The organism is Streptomyces sp. Y20 (assembly GCF_043195475.1).
Classification (GTDB): Bacteria; Actinomycetota; Actinomycetes; order Streptomycetales; family Streptomycetaceae; genus Streptomyces.
Genome location: NZ_JBIDDP010000014.1, coordinates 1 through 18,866, shown reverse-complemented (window position 1 = coordinate 18,866; position 18,866 = coordinate 1). Strand labels below are relative to the sequence as shown.

The 18,866-nt window shown below is 74.2% G+C and carries 16 protein-coding genes; 7 read left to right on the top strand and 9 right to left on the bottom strand.

Annotated elements, in window-relative coordinates:
* Window positions 1-7 precede the first annotated feature (7 nt).
* Both metF and ACGFT1_RS28645 read left to right on the top strand, forming a co-directional pair.
* Entirely contained in the window at window positions 8-931 is a 924-nt protein-coding gene (metF, locus tag ACGFT1_RS28650) for a methylenetetrahydrofolate reductase [NAD(P)H] (RefSeq protein ID WP_373911880.1), read from the top strand.
* A gap of 53 nt (window positions 932-984) precedes the next feature.
* Complete coding sequence (locus tag ACGFT1_RS28645) at window positions 985-1,944, top strand: hypothetical protein (RefSeq protein ID WP_373911879.1); 960 nt, start codon at window positions 985-987, stop codon at window positions 1,942-1,944.
* Window positions 1,945-1,990: 46 nt separating this feature from the next.
* Here the strand turns inward: ACGFT1_RS28645 and ACGFT1_RS28640 are convergent, their stop codons facing one another.
* From ACGFT1_RS28640 to ACGFT1_RS28620, 5 genes are all read right to left on the bottom strand, one after another.
* Window positions 1,991-3,502, bottom strand: coding sequence for a phytoene desaturase family protein (locus tag ACGFT1_RS28640; protein WP_373911878.1), 1,512 nt, complete (start codon window positions 3,500-3,502; stop codon window positions 1,991-1,993).
* Window positions 3,503-3,560: 58 nt separating this feature from the next.
* On the bottom strand, window positions 3,561-4,163 hold the full coding sequence (locus ACGFT1_RS28635) for a DUF4126 domain-containing protein (protein WP_373911877.1): 603 nt from the start codon (window positions 4,161-4,163) through the stop codon (window positions 3,561-3,563).
* 407 nt (window positions 4,164-4,570) lie between these two features.
* Complete coding sequence (locus ACGFT1_RS28630) at window positions 4,571-5,200, bottom strand: TetR/AcrR family transcriptional regulator (protein WP_361984805.1); 630 nt, start codon at window positions 5,198-5,200, stop codon at window positions 4,571-4,573.
* A 47-nt stretch (window positions 5,201-5,247) separates the two neighbouring features.
* Window positions 5,248-7,332, bottom strand: a complete 2,085-nt coding sequence (locus ACGFT1_RS28625) for a YhgE/Pip family protein (RefSeq protein ID WP_373911876.1) — start codon at window positions 7,330-7,332, stop codon at window positions 5,248-5,250.
* Window positions 7,304-8,191: an ATP-binding cassette domain-containing protein gene (locus tag ACGFT1_RS28620; protein WP_373911875.1), complete on the bottom strand. Its 888-nt coding sequence runs from the start codon at window positions 8,189-8,191 to the stop codon at window positions 7,304-7,306. The genes ACGFT1_RS28625 and ACGFT1_RS28620 overlap by 29 nt, the downstream gene beginning before the upstream one ends.
* A 145-nt stretch (window positions 8,192-8,336) precedes the next feature.
* Between ACGFT1_RS28620 and ACGFT1_RS28615 the strand changes: the two genes are divergently transcribed.
* From ACGFT1_RS28615 to ACGFT1_RS28605, 3 genes are all read left to right on the top strand, one after another.
* On the top strand, window positions 8,337-8,921 hold the full coding sequence (locus ACGFT1_RS28615; protein ID WP_373911874.1) for an SAV_6107 family HEPN domain-containing protein: 585 nt from the start codon (window positions 8,337-8,339) through the stop codon (window positions 8,919-8,921).
* Between the two features lie 233 nt (window positions 8,922-9,154).
* On the top strand, window positions 9,155-9,982 hold the full coding sequence (locus ACGFT1_RS28610; protein ID WP_373911873.1) for a class I SAM-dependent methyltransferase: 828 nt from the start codon (window positions 9,155-9,157) through the stop codon (window positions 9,980-9,982).
* Window positions 9,983-10,260: 278 nt separating this feature from the next.
* Window positions 10,261-10,638, top strand: coding sequence for a DUF3040 domain-containing protein (locus tag ACGFT1_RS28605; RefSeq protein ID WP_356820718.1), 378 nt, complete (start codon window positions 10,261-10,263; stop codon window positions 10,636-10,638).
* Window positions 10,639-11,252: 614 nt separating this feature from the next.
* Here ACGFT1_RS28605 and ACGFT1_RS28600 read toward each other — a convergent pair.
* The 4 genes from ACGFT1_RS28600 to ACGFT1_RS28585 form a co-directional block, all read right to left on the bottom strand.
* Entirely contained in the window at window positions 11,253-13,634 is a 2,382-nt protein-coding gene (locus ACGFT1_RS28600) for a DUF3488 and DUF4129 domain-containing transglutaminase family protein (RefSeq protein ID WP_373911872.1), read from the bottom strand.
* Window positions 13,631-14,989, bottom strand: coding sequence for a DUF58 domain-containing protein (locus tag ACGFT1_RS28595; protein WP_373911871.1), 1,359 nt, complete (start codon window positions 14,987-14,989; stop codon window positions 13,631-13,633). The genes ACGFT1_RS28600 and ACGFT1_RS28595 overlap by 4 nt, the downstream gene beginning before the upstream one ends.
* Window positions 14,989-16,065, bottom strand: a complete 1,077-nt coding sequence (locus ACGFT1_RS28590) for an AAA family ATPase (protein ID WP_373911870.1) — start codon at window positions 16,063-16,065, stop codon at window positions 14,989-14,991. Before ACGFT1_RS28590 ends, ACGFT1_RS28595 begins: the two co-directional genes overlap by 1 nt.
* 259 nt (window positions 16,066-16,324) lie before the next feature.
* On the bottom strand, window positions 16,325-16,936 hold the full coding sequence (locus ACGFT1_RS28585) for a beta-class carbonic anhydrase (protein ID WP_373911869.1): 612 nt from the start codon (window positions 16,934-16,936) through the stop codon (window positions 16,325-16,327).
* 355 nt (window positions 16,937-17,291) lie between these two features.
* Here ACGFT1_RS28585 and rsmH point away from each other — a divergent pair, with 355 nt between their 5' ends.
* The gene (gene rsmH / locus ACGFT1_RS28580; RefSeq protein WP_373911868.1) at window positions 17,292-18,248 is read left to right on the top strand and encodes a 16S rRNA (cytosine(1402)-N(4))-methyltransferase RsmH; all 957 of its coding nucleotides are present in this window, start codon (window positions 17,292-17,294) and stop codon (window positions 18,246-18,248) included.
* Window positions 18,249-18,345: 97 nt separating this feature from the next.
* Window positions 18,346-18,866 (top strand): septum formation initiator family protein (locus ACGFT1_RS28575; RefSeq protein ID WP_373911867.1); only part of this gene is annotated, 521 nt, incomplete at its 3' end.

Below are 18,866 nucleotides of genomic sequence, written 5' to 3'. Positions count from 1 at the left end.
TGCGGGTATGGCCCTCGGAACCGCGTCCACCAGGACTGATCGCGCACGTACCGTGCGTGACATGCTCGCCACCGGCAAGACGGTCTACTCGTTCGAGTTCTCGGCGCCGAAGACTCCCAAGGGCGAGCGGAACCTGTGGAGCGCGCTGCGGCGGGTCGAGGCGGTCGCTCCCGACTTCGTCTCCGTGACCTACGGCGCCGGCGGCTCCACCCGCGCGGGCACGGTCAAGGAGACCGAGCAGATCGTCGCCGACACCACGCTGACCCCGGTCGCCCACCTCACCGCGGTCGACCACTCCATCGCCGAACTGCGCAACATCATCGGCCAGTACGCGGACGCCGGCATCCGCAACATGCTCGCCGTGCGCGGCGACCCGCCCGGCGACCCCATGGGCGAGTGGGTGCCGCACCCCCGGGGCCTGACCTACGCCGCCGAACTCGTCCGGCTCATCAAGGAGTCGGGCGACTTCTGCGTGGGCGTCGCCGCGTTCCCGGAGATGCATCCGCGCTCCGCGGACTGGGATACCGACGTCGCGCACTTCGTGGACAAGTGCCGCGCGGGTGCCGACTACGCCATCACGCAGATGTTCTTCCGGCCGGAGTCCTATCTGCGGCTGCGTGACCGGGTGGCGGCGGCGGCCTGCGAGACCCCCGTCATCCCCGAGATCCTGCCGGTCACCAGCGTGAAGATGCTGGAACGGTTGCCGAAGCTCAGCAACGCCCGCTTCCCGGATGCCCTGAAAGAGCGGATCCTCGCAGCGAAGGACGATCCGGCGGCGGTACGCTCCATCGGTATCGACTTCGCCACGGAGTTCTGCGCTCGGCTGCTGGCCGAGGGAGTGCCCGGACTGCACTTCATCACGCTCAACAACTCCACGGCGACTCTGGAAATCTACGAGAACCTGGGCCTGCACCACCCCCCGCAGGCCTAGACCGGCCGCACCGCGATAGGACACACTGCGGAGCCACTGGGAGAGGGGCGTACATGGGCTGGACGGTCCTCTACATCGCGTTCGGCGGCGTCGCGCTGTGGCTGCTCGGTGAGGTACTGCTGCAGTACAAGGCGCGCCTGCGCTGGCGGCTGCTCGCCTTCGCCGGCTTCGTCGGTGTCGTGCTCGGTGTACTGATCCCCTCCGTCGTCGTGATCGGACTGGGCGCGATCGCCTTCGCGGTCGGCCAGACCTACGTCACGCTGTCGTTCCGCCGCGGGTTCGCCTCCGGCTGGGCCGTCAAGCGCCCCGGGCCGGAGGCCGACGGCGGCAGCAAGCGTCGCCGCGGCCGGGCGGACCGGCGCGAACCGGACACGCAGGACACCGGCACGCGGTTCGACGGCACCGCCGACGACCGGGACGCCGACCACGGCGCCCTTGACGCCCATGACGGTTACGGCAGCCGGGGCCCGGCGTCCGGCGACTACGACGACTACGACCGCGACGACGTCTTCACCCCGCCCGCCTCCCGGCCGGCCGAGCCCACCGCCGCCGGGACCGGCGACGTGTACGCGCCGCAGCCCCTCCCCGACGACACCGGCAACTACGGCGTCTACGGCGGCCCCGCCTACGCCGAGACCGCCCAGTCCCAGGGCGGGGCCCAGCAGAACTACGCCTACGACTACTCCGGCTACGGCCAGCAGGGCTCCGGCTACGACGGCGCGGGCCAGCAGGCCTACGCCAACTACTCCGACCCGTACATCGGCAGCCAGCCCTACGGCGACGCCTCCTACGGCACCGACTACTCCCAGCAGTACGGCCAGCAGGGCTACGCCCAGGACCCGTACGCCGGTGGCGGATACGGCGAGCCCCCGGCCAACGGGGTGTGGGTGCCGCAGCAGCGCACCGACGAGACGTACGGCGGCGAACTCCCGCAGGAGCAGCCCCACCCGCACCAGGAGGGCGCCCAGCGGCCGCAGCCCGGCGCCGGGTACGACGAGCAGTACCGCTTCTGAGGGACGGGGAAGGGAACGGGGGCGGCCCCGTTCGACGGCGGGCCGGTCACTGCGAGCCGCGGAACTGCGGACCCTCCACGATCAGCCCGGCCACCAGCGCGCCCGACATGCCGGCGTGCGGGAGGCCGCCGCCCGGGTGGGACCAGCCGCCGACCCGGTAGAGGCCGGGCAGGCGCGTGGTGTTCCCCGGGCGCAGGAAACGCCCCCGGCCGGCGGCGAGCGCGGGCGCGGGCACGGCGCCGGAGGGCGCGCCCGTCTCGCCCTCGACGTGTCCGGGCACGCGGACCTCGTGCCACAGCAGGCGCTCCCGCAGACCGGGTATCACGCGCCCGGCGGCTTCGAGGAGCAGCTCGGTGTACCGCCGCACCGTGGCCTCCTGCGCCCAGAGGGCCTCGGGCGACACCACGGCGGAGAGCACCACGGACTCGTGCCCGTCGTCGGGCCGGAGCGCGGGGTCGTCGGGGCGCAGCACGGTCACCGTGGGCGGCGGAGGCACGTCACCGCCCGGCGAGACCAGGAAGTCCAGCTCCGACTCGGGATCCGCCGGGTGGACGACCGTGCGGTGCACGGCCCCGGGCTCCGGCGCGCCGCGCAGGGCGAGCAGCAGGGCGAACCGGGCGAACGGGGCGGCGAGGGGCTCGGCCCCCACGTCACCGGCGGCGTCCAGCTCACGCTCCGTCAGGGCCCGCAGCCGCGCCGGGTCCACGTCCGCCACGACATGGTCGGCGTCGGCCACCGTGCCGTCCGCCAGCTCCACCCCCGCGGCCCGGCCGTCCTTCTCCACGATCCCGGTCACCTCGGCGCCGAAGACGAACTCCACCCGCCGCCGCACACACCGCTCGTACACCGCGCGCGCCAGCTCCCGGATGCCGCCGCGCACGTACCAGGTGCCGAAGGCGTGCTCCATGTACGGCAGTACGGCCGCGCTCGCCGGGACGGTGCGGGGGTCCAGGCCGTACGCGAGCACCTCACTGTCCAGGAGGTCCGCCAGGCGCTCGTCGCGCAGCTCCCACCGGCCGATGTCGGCCGCCGTGCGTGCCGTCCGCGTGCGCAGCAGCCGCTTGTGCGGCACGGCCGGATACGGCTCCTTCCCGGCCAGCACCTGCCAGTCGGGCCACAGCGGCTCCTCCAGCAGCGGCCGGCGCGTGCGGTCCCAGGCTTCGCGGGCCCGCACCAGGAAGTCGCCCCAGCGCCGCCCCGCCCCCTCGCCCAGCGCCTCGTCCAGCGCCGCGACGACGCCCGCGCGCGACGCGTTCGGCAGGGACACCGCGGTGCCGTCCGCGAAGACATGCCGGGCCGACGGGTCGACCTGGACCAGCTCGACGCAGTCCTCCAGCGGCTCCTTGCCGGTCTTGACGAACAGATCGCGGTACACGGCGGGCAGCGTCAGCAGTCCCGGGCCCGTGTCGAAGCGGAACCCGTCCCTCTCGAACCGGCGCACCGCACCGCCGTACGTCTCCGTCCGTTCGTACACCGTCACCCGGTGGCCCGCGACGGCCAGCCGGGCGGCAGCCGCCAGCGCGCCCATCCCGGCGCCGATCACCGCAATCCGTGCCATGCCTGCGACTGTACCGAGGGCCACCGGCACTCCGTCCGCCGGGCGGCCGCGGCACCGGTCAGGGGGCCCGGGGCGCCGGCCGCCGCTCCGCGCGCCGCCGGGACCGGCGGCGCAAAAAGCGCCGGATGCGGGAGACGAGGAACACCAGGAGCAGCAGCCCGCCGGCCAGCAGGACGCCGGCGACGACCGCCGCCGCCTCGGGGTGGAACATCGCGAACGCGACGACGCCGCCGACCCCGAGGTCCTCGGCGAGGCTCAGCACGACGTTGCTGAACGGCTCCGGTGAGGTGTTGACCGCCATCCGCGTGCCGGCCTTGACGGTGTGGCTGGCCAGCGCCGTCGACCCGCCGATCAGGCCGGCCGCCACGTCCGGGAGCGAACCGCTGTGGCCGGCGAGCAGCGCCCCGACCCACGCGCCGGCGGCCGGCCTGATCACCGTGTGCACGGAGTCCCACGCCGAGTCGACGTACGGGATCTTGTCCGCGACGGCCTCGCACAGGAACAGCACGCCCGCGACGACCAGCACCTGGGGGCTCTGAAGGGCCTGCGGGACATCGTCGCTCAGTCCCGTCGCGCCGAACAGGCCGAGCAGCAGCACCACCGCGTAGGCGTTGATGCCGCTGGCCCAGCCGCTCGTGAAGACCAGGGGGAGTACGGACACGGAGGCGATCGTAGCCAGGAGGCGGGCGGGTGTCGCGGGCCTGTGCACGGCCGGCTGAGTACACGTACTCATCCCCGCGGATGAGTACGCGCGCGGATGGGATGCCGGCCGCGGAGGAGGGAGAGTGGTGCCCACGGCAGGGGGCGTGACCCGGCACCGCCGGCACGGGGCGGCGGAACGGTGCACGCCCGCCGCCGCTCCTTCCGCCGAGCCGTCGGCGGGAGCGAGGCACGGGGGTCCCGGGGAAGACCACCACGGGGGTCCGCACGGGGAACCGTACGGAACACCGTACGGGGGGCCGGAAAGCAAGTACGGGGGAGCACGGGGGAGCACGGGGGAAGGGGAAGGCGCCGGTCCGCAGACGGACCGGCGCCTTCCTCGTGCGCCCGGATGTGCTGCCGGAGGGCTCAGACCCTGCCGCTGACCCGGCCCTGGAGCAGCCGGGACAGGGCCGCGTGCACGTCGTCCAGGGATCGCTCCGGCTGGAAGGACTGCCAGTCCAGCGCGGCCACCAGCACCATGCCGACGAGCGCCGCCGCCGTCAGCTGCACGTCGATCTCCTCGCTGAACTCCCCGGCCGCCACGCCCTCGCGCAGCACGCCCTCCACCACCGCGACGGCCTCCTGCCGCACCACCATCAGGGTGGACTGCCAGGCCCGGTTGGTGCGCCACAGCTCGGCGACGTACAGCTGGGTGAAGGCCGGGTAGCGGTCGATGAAGACCAGGCCCGCGCGGATCATCGCGTCCAGCGCGTCCACCTTGCCGCCGCCCTCGGCCGCGGTCCGCTCGGCCGCCTCCTTCAGTGAGGCGGTGAGCAGGCCCACGCCGTGCCTCAGCAGCTCCTCGAAGAGGACGGACTTGCTCGCGAAGTTGTAGTAGACCGTGCCCTTCGCGACCCCGGCCCGCTCGGCGATCTCGTCCACCGTGGTCGCGGAGAACCCCTGCTCGGCGATGAGGGTGACGGCCGCCTCGTAGAGCTTCTGGCGGGTGGCCTCGCGGCGCGGGCTGCCGCCGGACCTGGCGCTGCTGCTTTCCATGGCCCCGATTCTCACAGGTACGCGCGTGTGCGGGGGCCCTCCGCCGATCACAGGCTCAGCTCCGGGTGCAGCCGGTCCAGCGTCCACACCTGGCGGCGCCGGGCCGCGAGGGCGGTGAGCGCGAGGGCGCCCGCGGTGAACGCGGTGAGCACCAGGCACGCCTGCCACACCGGGCCCAGCCCGCCGCCCGTGATCAGCCGCCGCAGTGCCGCCACGACGTAGCTCATCGGCAGGAACGGGTGGATCGCGTTGAAGAAGCCGGGGCTGGTCTGCACCGGATAGGTGCCGCCCGCCGAGGTCAGCTGGAGCATCAGCAGCGCGAGGACCAGGATCCGCCCCGCCGCGCCGAACTGGGCGTTCAGCCACTGCACGATCGCCCCGAAACAGGCCGTGACCAGGCACAGGAAACCGATCGTGCCGGCGGCCCGGAGCATCTGGAGGCCGATCGCCCAGTGCAATACGGCCATCAGCGCGGCCACCTGGAGCACCCCCACGGCGACCACGGGCAGCCAGCCCGCGAGCGCGATCCGCCAGGCGGGCGAGCCCGCCGCGAGGGCCCGCCGGTTGAGCGGCGCGATCAGCATGTAGGCCACCATCGCGCCGACCCACAGGGACAGCGGAATGAAGTACGGGGCGAACCCGGTGCCGTAGTTCGGCGCCTGGTGCAGGTCGTGGGCGGCCAGCTGGACCGGGTCGGCCATCACGCCGGTGCGCCGGTCGCGGTCCCGCTTGTCGTAGTCCGGGATCTTCTTCGCGCCGGAGTGCAGCCCGCCGGCCAGCTTGCCGGAGCCGTCGGAGAGCTTGTACAGGCCGGCGTTCAGCGTCTCGGCGCCGGACTTCGCCGTTCCGATGCCCTCGTCGAGCTTGTCGGCGCCGGTGTGCGCGGTGCCGAGCGCGGTGTGCAGCTTCTCGGCCCCGGCGGCGACCTGCTGCGCACCGGTGTTCAGTTTGTCGATCTTCTTGACGGCGTCCTCGACGTCCCCGGAGAGGTGCGGAGCGCGCGCGGCGAGGGCGTCGGCCTGCTTCTGGAGCGTGCCGAGGTTGGCCCGCATCGTCTTCAGGTCGCCGTCCTGGTCGGCGATGAGCGTGTTGAGGTCGTCGGCGACGGTGGCCACCTCGGCGGCGGCCCGCTTGACCCGCTTCAGGTCGGCGCAGGCCGGGTCGGGGACGGGCGCCTTCTCGCAGCGCGCCCGGTAGATGCCGTCGATGACGGCCGAGGACGCGTGGGCGGTCCTGGCGGCGCCCGGCGCGAGCTCCACCAGGACGTCGAGGTTGTCCTTGACCGTCCTGGCCGAGTCGGAGACCAGCCGGGCCGTGTCGCCGATGGTCTTCCCGTTGCTCTTCAGGAACGGTCCCGCCTCGGCATAGACCCCGTCGACCCGGTCGGCCAGTTGCCGGGTGCCGTCGGCGACCTGCCGCGACCCGTCCTGAAGGTCGCCGGAGCCCGCGTCGAGCTTCTTGAGGCCCTTGGCCAGCCTGCCGCTGCCGTCCTTGGCGGTCCTCAGCCCGTCGGCGAGCTCCTTGGAGCCCTTCTCCGCCTTTCCGATGCCGGTGTTCAGCCTGTCGGCGCCCTTGGCGGCCGTGACGGTCTTGTCGTGGATGTCGGAGAAGGAGACGAAGATCTTGTCGAGGAAGCCCCGCGAGGCCTTCTTCGACGCCGCCGAGCGCACCTCGTTGAAGACCGTGCGGGAGATCTGGCCGACGATGTAGTTGTTCGCGTCGTCGGTGCGCACCTGGAGGGCGCCGGTCTCCGGGGAGTCGCCCGAACTGGAGGCGATGCGCCGGCTGAAATCGGCGGGCATGGTCAGCGACAGGTAGTAGGTGCCGTCCTCGACACCCGCGTGGGCCTCCTCGGCGCTCACCTCGTGCCACTCGAAGGTCCGGCTGTCGCGCAGTCCGCCGACGATGTCGTCACCGGCGGTGATCTTCTTCCCGCCCGCCGTGGCGCCCTTGTCGTCGTTCACCAGGGCCACCGGGATGCGGTCCAGACGGCCGTACGGGTCCCAGAAGGACCACAGGTAGAGCGCGCCGTAGAGCAGGGGCAGCACGAGCAGCGCGACCAGGGCGGCGCGCGGCAGCTTCCCGCGGCCGAAGCGCCTCAGCTCAAGCGCGGCGAGCCTGGGTGAGCGCATCGCTCTCCTCCTTCGCGTCCTCGGGTGCGTCCTGCGGGTCGCTGCCGTCGCCGGTCCCGGCGTCGCTGTCGTCGTCGCCGGTGCGGAGGCCGGTCGCGTCGCCCTCCGCGGAGCCGGTCGTCTCGTCGCCGGTGCCGTCGCCGCGCAGGGTGGAGAGGGACACGCAGTCCACGGGAGCGGTGCGGCACACCGCCAGGACCGTCGTCCCCGCGCGCGTGAGGGACCGCAGCAGGTCCCACACCTCGGCGCGCTCGGCGTCCGAGAGCTTCATGTCCACGTCGTCGACGCCGAGCAGCCGGGGCCGGCCGATCAGGGCCAGGGCGACGGACAGCCGCAGCTCCTCCAGCCGTTCCAGGTCGCGGACGGCCGTGCGGGACCCCTTGGGCAGACTCTCCAGGTCGAGTCCCGCGGCGGCCAGGGCCGCGTCCACGCGCAGCCGCGCCTCGTGCGCGCGGCGGGCCCGGGGGTGCAGCAGCTCGCGCAGGGAGTCACCGAACCGGCGCTGGAGCAGGGACCGCTCCCGCAGGTGCTCCCCGACGGTCAGGGCAGGTTCCGGATCGGTCACGCCGGCCACGTTGGCCACCGCGCTGACGCGGCGCAGGGCCGCCATGTGCCGGGGAAGTTTGAGACCCCCGACGGCGGCCACTCCTTCAGTGGGCTTCATCCGTCCCGTGAGTGCGAGGAGCAGACACGTACGGCCGGAGCCGGACGGTCCCTCGATCGCGACCAGCGAGCCGGGCTCCGCGTCGACGGTGATGTCGCGGAAGGCCCACCCCCGCGGCCCCTTGAGCCCGAGGCTCCCGGCCCTGACGTCAGCGCCGGCCGTGCTGTCGCTGCCCTCCACGCGCCCCCCTGGCATTCATTTGAACTGACTGGTCAGTGCAAAAATACGCCCGAACTCACAGTCGAAGCAAAAGCGCAGGTCAGGACGGATTGTCAGTGGCACGCCTCACGATGGGTACATACGGCATACGTGCCGTCACCCAGACGACCGGAGGTTCGTCATGGCCCACCCGTCCGCAGCCGCCGCCCGCCGGCGCCGCGCCGCCGGCCCTGCACCCTCACTGACCGGCCCGGCGAGCGACGTGCACCCCGTGCTCCGCAGGGCCACGGCCCCGCCCGCCGCTTTAGACCTGCTCGCCCAGGCCCGTGCCGGACTGGACGAGGCCACCGTCCTCGACACGCCGAACGAGCGGTACGCGACGGCCCACCTCGCCGCGCTGCGCACCGCCGCGGCCGTGCTCGCCGCCCGGGGCCGCCCCGAGACCTCCTCGCGCCGCCGGGCCCGCATCCGCCCCGCCTGGGAGGTGCTTCCCGAGGTGGCGCCCGAGCTGACCGAATGGTGTGCGCTGTTCGCCTCCGGCGCCGCGCGCCGAGCCCGCGCCGAGGCGGGCATCCAGGGCGCGGCCGGCCAGCGGGATGCCGACGACCTCGTACGGGACGTCGCGATGTTCCTCCGCATAGTGGAGCGGATGCTGGTCCTCCAGCCGGTCCTGCCCGCACCGCGCGCAGACGCCGGCACCGGCCCCGGCGACCCGGCCGGTCCGGACGCCTCCGAAAGAGCGGGGGGTCTCCCGCCCACGGGCTGACCGACGGGGTGACTCACGGGCCGGCCTCCGGGCTGACCCACGGCGCCCACCGGACCGGGCCCCGGACCTCAGCCGGGACGCCGGCCGCCCGGCGGCCCCTGGACGGCCCGCCGGCCGGCTGCCGGGGCGAAGCGCGTCGTGGGGGCGGAGTTTCGTGCGGTGACCAGGGATGGTGCGGAGGCAATAGGGTGGAGGTCGCCTGAAGCGTTCGCCCTGCCGAGGAGTCAACTGCCGTGTCGGACCCGATGCGCCCGCCCGTCTCCCCCCACCATCCGCACACCGCGTCGCTGCGCTCCGACCCTCCTCGTCCCCGTGCCTCCGCCCGCACCGCCGTGGTCTGGGACGTCCTCCAGGAGGCCCTCGACCGCCGGGTCAAGGCCACCGGCCGGGACGCGCTGGACGTCCTCGACACCGGGGGCGGCAGCGGCAAGTTCGCCGTGCCCCTCGCCCGCCTCGGCCACCGCGTCACCGTGGTCGACCCCAGCCCCAACGCGCTGTTCGCGCTGGAGCGCCGCGCCGCCGAGGCCGAGGTCGCCGACCGGGTCAGGGGCGTCCAGGGCGACGCGCACGGCCTGTTCGACGTGGTCGAGCGCGGCGGCTACGACGCCGTTCTGTGCCACGGCGTCCTGGAGTACGTGGACGACCCGGCCGAGGGCATCCGCAACGCGGTCGCCGCGCTGCGCGCCGAGGGCGTCCTCAGCCTGCTCGCCGCCGGCCTCGGCGGCGCCGTGCTCGCCCGCGCCCTCGCCGGCCACTTCACCGAGGCCCGGCAGGCCCTCGAGGACCCCGACGGCCGCTGGGGTTCCGGCGACCCGATGCCCCGCCGCTTCACCGCCGAGCAGCTCACCGGGCTGGTGGAGGGCGCCGGTCTGCGTGTCGGGGCGGTGCACGGCGTGCGGGTCTTCGCCGACCTCGTGCCCGGCGTCCTCGTGGACACCGAGCCCGGCGCGCTCGACGCACTGCTGAAGCTGGAGGCCGCGGCGGCCGAGCTGCCCGCGTTCCACTCCGTCGCCACCCAGTTGCACGTACTCGGTGAGACCGCAGGGGCCGCACAGGCCTGAGCGGCACCGCCGTGACCGGCCGCTGATCAGGCCCTCGGCGGCGGATGGAGTACGCCACAAGCCCCCCGAACGAGGGGTTTGCGCCGTATGATCGAGGTACACCGCCCGGCATGACGGGTCGGCCGCCGGGGCATGCAAGCCTCAGTGGGCCGGGACAGCCATGACGGTCTCCGGTTGGCCAGTTGGCGTAGAGGGGCGGGTTTCACGGGGGCGATTCCCTGCCTATCCTGAAGGGACCCCCCGGGTCGCCCCGGCGACTGCACGATGAGGAGGACTCCGTGCCGCTCTCGGAGCACGAGCAGCGCATGCTCGAGCAGATGGAGCGAGCGCTGTACGCCGAAGATCCGAAGTTCGCGTCAGCGCTTGAGGGAAACGGGCTGCGGACGTACACCCGGCGGCGGGTCTACCAGGCGGTCGCGGGCTTCCTCGTCGGTATCGCGCTCCTCATGGCCGGAATGGTCGCCCAGCTGATCTGGATCAGCGTGGTGGGCTTCCTCGTCATGCTCGGCTGTGCCGTGCTCGCCGTCACCGGCTGGCGCAAGGCCCCGAAGCCGGGCGAGCAGCCCCCGGGCGTACGCCAGGTGCGGCCGAAGCGCTCCGTGATGGACCGGATCGAGCAGCGCTGGCAGCGCCGTCGGGACGAGCAGGGCCACTGACCGCCGCGCGGCAGCGGCGCCGGCCACAGCAGACAGACGGAGAGGGGGGGGCCCCCCCCCCGGGGGGCCCCCCCCCTCTCCATGTGCGCTCAGAGCCGCCCGCGGTGCGCGCACCCCCCCGGGGTGGCCGCCCCGCCAAGGTTGCCCTCGCCCCGTCGCCCCGTCGCCCCGACGGCCGCGGCTGCCCGGGCGGGACCGCCTCCCGGGCCCGCGGGCTCAGCCCAGCCCCGTGGGCTCAGCGCAGCCCCGTGGGCTCAGCGCAGCCCCGTGGGCTCAGCGCAGCCCCGTGGGCTCAGCCCAGCCCCGTGGGCTCGCCCAGCCCCGGGGGCCGGCGCGGCCTCGGGCGGAGGGGCACCCGGGCTCATGTGGACCTCTCCCTGCTGGGCCGACGGCCCCTGCGGCCCGGCCGGACTGTGCCATCCACGCCCACTGAGCCCTGCTGTGCCGACGGCCGCGGCCGCCTGGGCCGGGTTGCCCTCCGCACCCACTGAGCCCTTACCGTGCCGACGGCCCGCTGCCTCGGGCGGAGGGCCGCTCGGGCCCACGCGGGCTCACCCCACTCTCCCCACGGCAGCCGTACCCACGGCCGTACCGCCGGACGGGCCGTGCTGCCCTCAGCCCCGTTGTCCCGACGGTCGGCGCAGCCTGGGGCGGAGGGTCGACCGGGTCCGCAGGGCGGACCAGCGGGCCGACAGGTTCCAGAGCACGCGGACGGCCGAGCGGGGGAGGAGCAGCGCCCGCAGCCGTGTTCCGGTGCTCACCGTGGCCCGCAGTGCCTGAGTCGCCCGGCGCACGTCCTCCGCGGCACCCGGGGCCGGGCGCGGCCGGGGCGCGTACAGCGCCTGCTCCACCGCGTCCGCCAGCCGGTGCACGGCGGCCCCGGCCGCCGCATCGAGGTGCCCCAGCTGGATGACCCGGGCGGCGGCCCCGCGCGGGGTCAGCGACTCGTCGGGTGTGATGCCGTGGTCCCAGGCGCTGTCCGTCAGCTCCTGCCAGGCCGCCAGGGTGTGCGCCGCCGCGCCCTCCGGCGTCCGGGAGTGCCCGCCCAGCCGCAGCGCGCGCATCCGCATCCGCCACAGCGACGGCGACAACGCCGCCACCAGCACCAGCAGCCCGCCCAGCCCGGCCGGCAGCCACCACCACGGGTCGGAGCCGTCGTCCCCGGGATGTGTGGCCGCCGCTGCGGACGCGCCGGCGCAGGGCACCGGCCGGCGCAGCTCGCCGGCGCAGCTCGCGCTCGGCGAGGCCGCCGCCGAGGGGGCCGCGGAGGTTTTCCCGGAGGGCAGCGACTCCTGCGGCAGCGAGGTGCCGGGCGTGTCCGGCTGGGTGTACGACGGCGTGGTGCCGCGGGTCGGGGTCGGCTCGAAGCGGGTCCAGCCCACACCCTCGAAGTACAGCTCGGGCCAGGCGTGCGCGTCCTTCTGGCTCACCGCGACCGTGCCGTCGGCCTGCGGGGTGCCGGGCGCGAAGCCGACGGCCACCCGGGCCGGAATGCCGAGCGTGCGGGCCATCGCCGCCATGGTGAAGGAGAAATGGATACAGAAGCCCTGCTTCTTCTTCAGGAAGTTCGCGATGGCCCCGGGTCCGCGCCCGACCGCCACCTGGGTGTCGTACTGGAAGCCTCCGGTGACGGCGAAGTAGTCCTGGAGCTTGACGGCTTCCTCGTAGTGGCTGCCGGCGCCGGCGGTGATCTTCCGAGCGGTGCGGGCGACCACCTTCGGCAGCGCGGACGGCACGCTGGTGTACTCGCGCCGCAGGGCCGCCGGCGGCTGCGGCGCGGAAGCCAGCTGCCGCGCGGTCGGCCGTACGGCCAGGCTGGTCACCTGGTAGGTCTGGCCGCGCGTGGTCTGGCCGTGGTCGCCGACCAGGGCCATGCCGACCGGCTCGTACCGCCACCGCCCGGCGATCTTCACCCCGCTCGGCGGGTAGGGCATCGGCAGCCAGCCCTGGGCGTAGGTGTCCGCCGCGGTGACGGTCGTGCGCACCGTGCCGCGCCTGACGTCGCCGCCGAGCCCGACGGGGGTCGGGAAGGTGCCCGGCACGCCGACGACGTGCCGCTGGGCCGGCTTCCACGTGGTGCCGTCGAAGTCGTCCAGGGACACGATCCGCAGATACAGGTCGGAGGTGTCGTCGGTGTCGGTGCGCAGGGACAGCAGCCGGCGGTCGTCATCGGTGTTCAGGTCGTCGCGCAACGACACCAGCAGGCTGACCGCGGAGCCGCCGGTTCCCGGGCCATCGCCCAGCCCCACGCCCGTGCCGGCGCGGTCGAGCAGCCCGCCGTGCATCGCGGGCAGGGCGAGCGGCGCCGTCAGGGCCACACCGAGCGCGACCGCGCCGATCCGGCGTCCGGTGCGCGCCGGTGCGAGGGCCCCGCTCCCGGAGGCGCCCGGGGCGCGGGGCGCGCCGCCGAACACCCGGCCCCACTGCGCGAGCCGGTCCCGGCCCTCCGCGAGCAGCAGCATCAGATAGCCGGCCGCCGCGGCGAGGAACCACAGCCAGTCGGCGCCGCCCTCGGACAGGCCCGCGGCCACCGAGTACAGCGCGAGCAGCGGAAGGCCGGCCGGCGCGGCGCTGCGGAAGGTCACCGCCAGCGTGTCCACCAGCAGCCCGATCAACAGCACACCGCCGATCAGCATCAGCCGGATGCCGTCGTGCAGCGGCGCCGGTATCGCGTACCGGCTGATGTCGTCCGAGCCCTGCCGGAACAGGTCGGCGAAGTACCGGAAGGCGTCCGGGCCCGGGACCAGCCCCGCGAACGCGTGCTGCCGGGCGAACACCAGGGTGAGCAGCAGCAGGGTGGCCAGCGCCTGCGCCACCACCGTCAGCGGCCGGCCCAGTGGCACGCGCCGGGCCGCCGCGCCCACCCCGGTCTGCACCGCCAGCAGCGGCACCAGTTCGAGCAGCCAGGTCGGCTGGTCGACGAGGGGGAGCAGCGCGCAGGAGGTCAGCAGCGTGGCCGCCGCCGCGCTCAGCGCCAGCCGGGCCCGTCCGCTCATCCCCGTGCCTCCCCGCTCACGGCGGCCAGGCCCGAGCGTTCCCGGTCGGCCCGCCGCCACAGTCCGTCCAGCGAGGCGCCGCGCGGCACGCTCAGTGCCGTCCAGCCCGCCTCGCGCAGCATCCGCAGCCGCTCCCCGTGCGCCCCGCCCGGGCGGGGCACGTCGGTCGTCTCGCGGGTCCAGGTGTCGGGGTCCAGCACGAAGGCGACGGCGCCGCTGCGCCGGCTCATCCTGGCGACCGTCGTGGCCTGTTCCTCGTCCAGGTCGCCGAGGAAGGCGACCAGCAGCCCGTCGTCGCCGCCGCGCAGCGCGTCGTACGCCCGGGACAGACCGGTGCCGTCGGAGTGGTCGAGCACGGCGAGGGTGTCCATCATCAGCCCGGCCGCGTCCGCCGTCTCCTGGCCCGTGCCCGCGAAGCCGTCGGCGCCCTCGCCGGGCACCGCGCTGCCGCTGTCGGTCAGCAGCCGCACCGAGAAGCCGCGTTCGAGCATGTGCGCCAGGACCGAGGCGGCACCGGAGACCGCCCACTCGAAGGCCGAGTCCGGGCCGGCGCCCTCGTAGGCGCCGCCCCGGGTGTCCAGGAGCACGGTGCACCGGGCGCGCCGGGGCTGCTCCTCGCGGCGCACCATCAGCTCGCCGTAGCGGGCGGTGGACCGCCAGTGCACCCGGCGCAGGTCGTCGCCGTAGCGGTACCCGCGGGGGATCACGTCGTCCTCGCCCGCCAGGGCCAGCGAGCGCTGCCGCCCGTCGCCGTACCCCTGGGCCTCGCCGCTGAAGCGGACCGGGGTCAGCGGGTCCACGTGGGGGACGACCGTCAGGGTGTCGTACGCGGAGAAGGAGCGGGTCAGCTCGCACATGCCGAAGGGGTCGGTGAGCCGCAGCTGGAGCGGGCCCAGCGGATAGCGGCCCCGCAGGTCGGAGCGGACCCGGTAGGACACCTCGCGCCGCCCGCCCGGCTCGACCCGGTCCAGCACGAACCGGGGCCGGGGTCCCAGGACGTACGGCACCCGGTCCTGGAGCATGAGGAGACCGGTGGGCAGCCGGGAGACGTTGTCCATGCGCAGGTGCACCCGGGCCTCGGTGCAGGCCGGCACCCGCCCGGGGGAGAGCCGGCGGGCGGCGGCCACCCGGTGGCGCGTGCGGTACAGCACGGTGGCGCAGACCAGCGGGAGCACGGCGAGCAGCAGCCCGACCCGCAGCAGGTCGCTCTGGCCCAGCACGTAGGCGCAGACCGCGGCGGCGATCCCGGCCGCCAGGAAGGAGCGGCCGCGGGTGGTGAGCCCCGCAAGGGCCGTACGGACCCCGCCCGCCCCCCCGCTGCCGGTGTCCACCGGTACGGCCCCCCCGGCGTCCATCACAGCCTCCGCGGCGGCTGCTGGGGATAGGCCGGGATGGTCCGGCCCAGGCCGCCGAAGCCGCTCTGCTGACCGGGCACCGCGGGCACCGAGGTGTGCTGGAGGATCTCCAGCACCATCTGCTCGGCCGTACGCCGGTTCAGCTGGGCCTGAGCGGTGGGCAGCAGGCGGTGGGCGAGGACGGCGACGGCGAGTGCCTGGACGTCGTCCGGCAGCGCGTACTCACGGCCGGCGAGGGCCGCGGAGGCCTTCGCGGCCCGCAGCAGGTGCAGCGTCGCGCGCGGGGAGGCCCCGAGTCTGAGATCGGGGTGGTCGCGGGTGGCGGCGACCAGCTCGACCGCGTACCGCCGGACCGCCTCGGAGACGTGCACCTCGCGCACGGCCTCGGTCAGCTTCACGATCTCGTGCGCGTGCGCCACCGGCCGCAGGTCCTCCAGCGGGCTGACCCCGCCGTGCACGTCGAGCATGCGCAGCTCGGCCTCCACGCTCGGGTAGCCGACGGAGACACGGGCCATGAAGCGGTCGCGCTGTGCCTCGGGCAGCGGGTAGGTGCCCTCCATCTCGACCGGGTTCTGGGTGGCTACCACCATGAAGGGACTGGGCAGCTCGTACGTCTGCCCGTCGATGGTGACCTGCCGCTCCTCCATGGACTCCAGCAGCGCCGACTGGGTCTTCGGCGAGGCGCGGTTGATCTCGTCGCCGATCACGATCTGCGCGAAGATGGCACCCGGCTTGAACTCGAAGTCCCGGCGCTGCTGGTCCCAGATGGACACTCCGGTGATGTCCGAGGGCAGCAGGTCCGGCGTGAACTGGATGCGCCGCACCGAGCAGTCGATGGACCGCGCCAGCGCCTTGGCGAGCATCGTCTTCCCCACGCCGGGAACGTCCTCGAGCAGCAGGTGGCCCTCGGCCAGCAGCACGGTCAGCGCGAGCCGTACGACCTCGGGCTTGCCCTCGATCACGCTCTCCACCGAGGCGCGCACCCGCTCCACGGTGGCGGTCAGATCATCCCCCGCCCCCGCATACGTCCGGGCGGGGGCGCCCCCATGGCTCGCTGGATCGTCATAGGTCGACACCCGGCCCTCCTCGGCCCGTACTTTCCGGCCCGACGCTCTCGATGCGCGACCGGCCCACCCCGAAACACGGACACCACGCGGGAAAGGTTCCGCGTGACGTCACATCCCGCATTCTTGCTGCCGTTACGGATTCGTGTCACTCGCCTGTGGACAACTGCCCGCACGATGTCGGCCTTAGGGCGTTTTTCGACCACATTTTCGATACGTGCGCGGCGAGATGTGCTCCGGGATGGCCGGCCGGTGTCCGGGTGAGGCCGGGTCAGGCCGGGTCGACCTCGCGCAGACGGCCGGTGCGCACGTCGAAGACGAAGCCGCGGACGTCGTCGGTGTGCTGCAGGAAGGGTGAGGTGCGCACGCGCTGCATGGACTGGCGCACGTCCTGGTCCACGTCCCGGAAGGACTCCACCGCCCAGGCCGGCCGCTGGCCGATCTCCATCTCCAGCTCGGTGCGGAAGTCCTCGGTGAGGGCCTCCAGTCCGCAGCCGGTGTGGTGGATCAGCACCACACTGCGGGTGCCCAGCTTGCGCTGGCTGATGGTCAGGGACCGGATGACGTCGTCTGTGACCACACCGCCCGCGTTGCGGATCGTGTGACAGTCCCCGAGCTGGAGGCCGAGCGCCTTGTGCAGGTCGAGCCGGGCGTCCATACAGGCGACCACGGCGACACGGAGCACGGGACGGGCGTCCATGCCGGGGTCCGTGAAGGCCTCGGCGTACCGCTCGTTGGCCGCCACCAGGCTGTCGGTCACGTGGGCGCCCTCGGTTATGGCGCCTTCGGATCCAGTGGGCACTGCTGCGGAAGTCGTCATGACGACGACGTTACTGGTCACGTGGCGTCCCGGCCTGCTGTGAGAGGGGACAAAGAACGCCATCGCGGCTTGTTGTGAGCCAACCCACAGGGGGACGGACCCGTACCGGACGGATGAATCGGGCCGAACGGCCGCCCCCGTCCCGCCGCGGCGCACGACGCGCAGGCCGGTTGATTGACCGCGAGACACGGTGGACTAAAGTGGCGCGAAGCGGGAGGCGTGGCTCTCCCTGCTGGTGAAACACCCGAAGACCCCGGCACACGCCCGGACCGTCTCCCCACGTGCGCGGGCGCGTACGTACGGCTCGGCCTCCTCCCGCTCCCGGCCGGCCGACGCTTCCGGCGCCGGCAGGCCCCCCTCCACGAGCCGGCGGGGACCCGGCGGTGCGTACGGCCGTGCCGGATCCTGAGAGGCCCCCTTGAGCCAGAGTCGACACGTCCCGGTGATGCTCCAGCGGTGCCTGGACCTGCTGGCGCCCGCCCTGGAACGCCCGGGAGCGGTGGTCGTCGACTGCACCCTCGGGCTCGGCGGCCACAGCGAGGCGCTGCTGTCCCGGTTCCCCGGGGCGCGGCTGATCGGCCTCGACCGCGACAAGGAAGCGCTGCGCCTGTCCGGCGAGCGGCTCGCACCGTACGGCGACCGCGCCACCCTCGTGCACGCCGTGTACGACGAACTGCCCGACGTACTGGACCGGCTCCGCATCGCGCGCGTCCAGGGCGTGCTCTTCGACCTCGGCGTCTCCTCCATGCAGCTCGACGAGGCCGGCCGCGGCTTCGCCTACGCCCAGGACGCGCCCCTGGACATGCGCATGGACCAGACGTCCGGCATCAGCGCCGCCGAGGTCCTCAACACCTACCCGGCGGGCGACCTCGTGCGCATCCTGCGCGCGTACGGCGAGGAGAAGCAGGCCAAGCGGATCGTCTCCGCGATCGTCCGCGAGCGGGAGAAAGAGCCGTTCACGAACAGCGCCCGGCTCGTGACGCTGATCCGCGACGCCCTGCCGCAGGCCGCCAAGCGCACCGGCGGCAACCCGGCCAAGCGCACCTTCCAGGCGCTGCGCATCGAGGTGAACGGTGAACTGGCCGTCCTGGAGCGGGCCATCCCGGCCGCCGTGAAGGCCCTGGACGTGGGCGGGCGGATCGCCGTGCTGTCGTACCACTCGCTCGAGGACCGGCTCGTCAAGCACGTGCTCGCGGCCGGAGCGGCGTCCACCGCGCCGCCCGGACTGCCGGTCGTGCCCGAGCGTTACCAACCGCGGCTCAAGCTGCTCACCCGCGGTGCCGAACTTCCCACCGAGGACGAGATCACCGAGAACCGCCGCGCCGCCCCGGCGAGACTGCGGGGCGCCGAGCGCATCAGGGAGGACGCCGAGTGAGCCAGACGGGTCGGTGGGTCCCTCCCACGCACCGGGAACCGGTTCCCGTCACGCACCCGGGGACCGGTCACCCACGGGCACGGGCACGGGGAGAGCGGTGAGCAGGGAACCCCAGCTGAAGGGGAGGGCGGCCCGGCTCGCCCGGCTCTTCCCGGCCGGCCGCGCCCGGGCGGCCCGCACCCCGTTCGTGCTCCTCGTCGTCCTGCTCCTGGGCGGCGGCCTCATCGGGTTGCTGGTCCTCAACTCCGCCCTCAGCGAAGGCTCGTTCAAGCTGGCAGACCTCCAGAAACAGACCAAGAACCTCACCGACGAGGAGCAGTCCCTCCAGCGGGACATCGACGCCTACTCGTCCCCCGACGCCCTCCAGCGCCGCGCCCAGGAGCTCGGCATGGTCCCCGGCGGCGACCCGGCCTTCCTCGGTCCCGGCGGCACGGTGCGCGGCGTCCCCAGCCCCGCCCCCGAGTCCGCCGTCTTCTCCGACCCCCTCGACCCCGGGGCGGTGCCCCCGGCCGCCGGCCTCCCCGCCGCCCCGCCCCAGCAGCCCACGGCGGCGCCGGCGCGGCCCCCGGTGGGCGACCCCCTGGCTCCCGCCCCCGCGGCCGCGCCGCCCCTCACCCC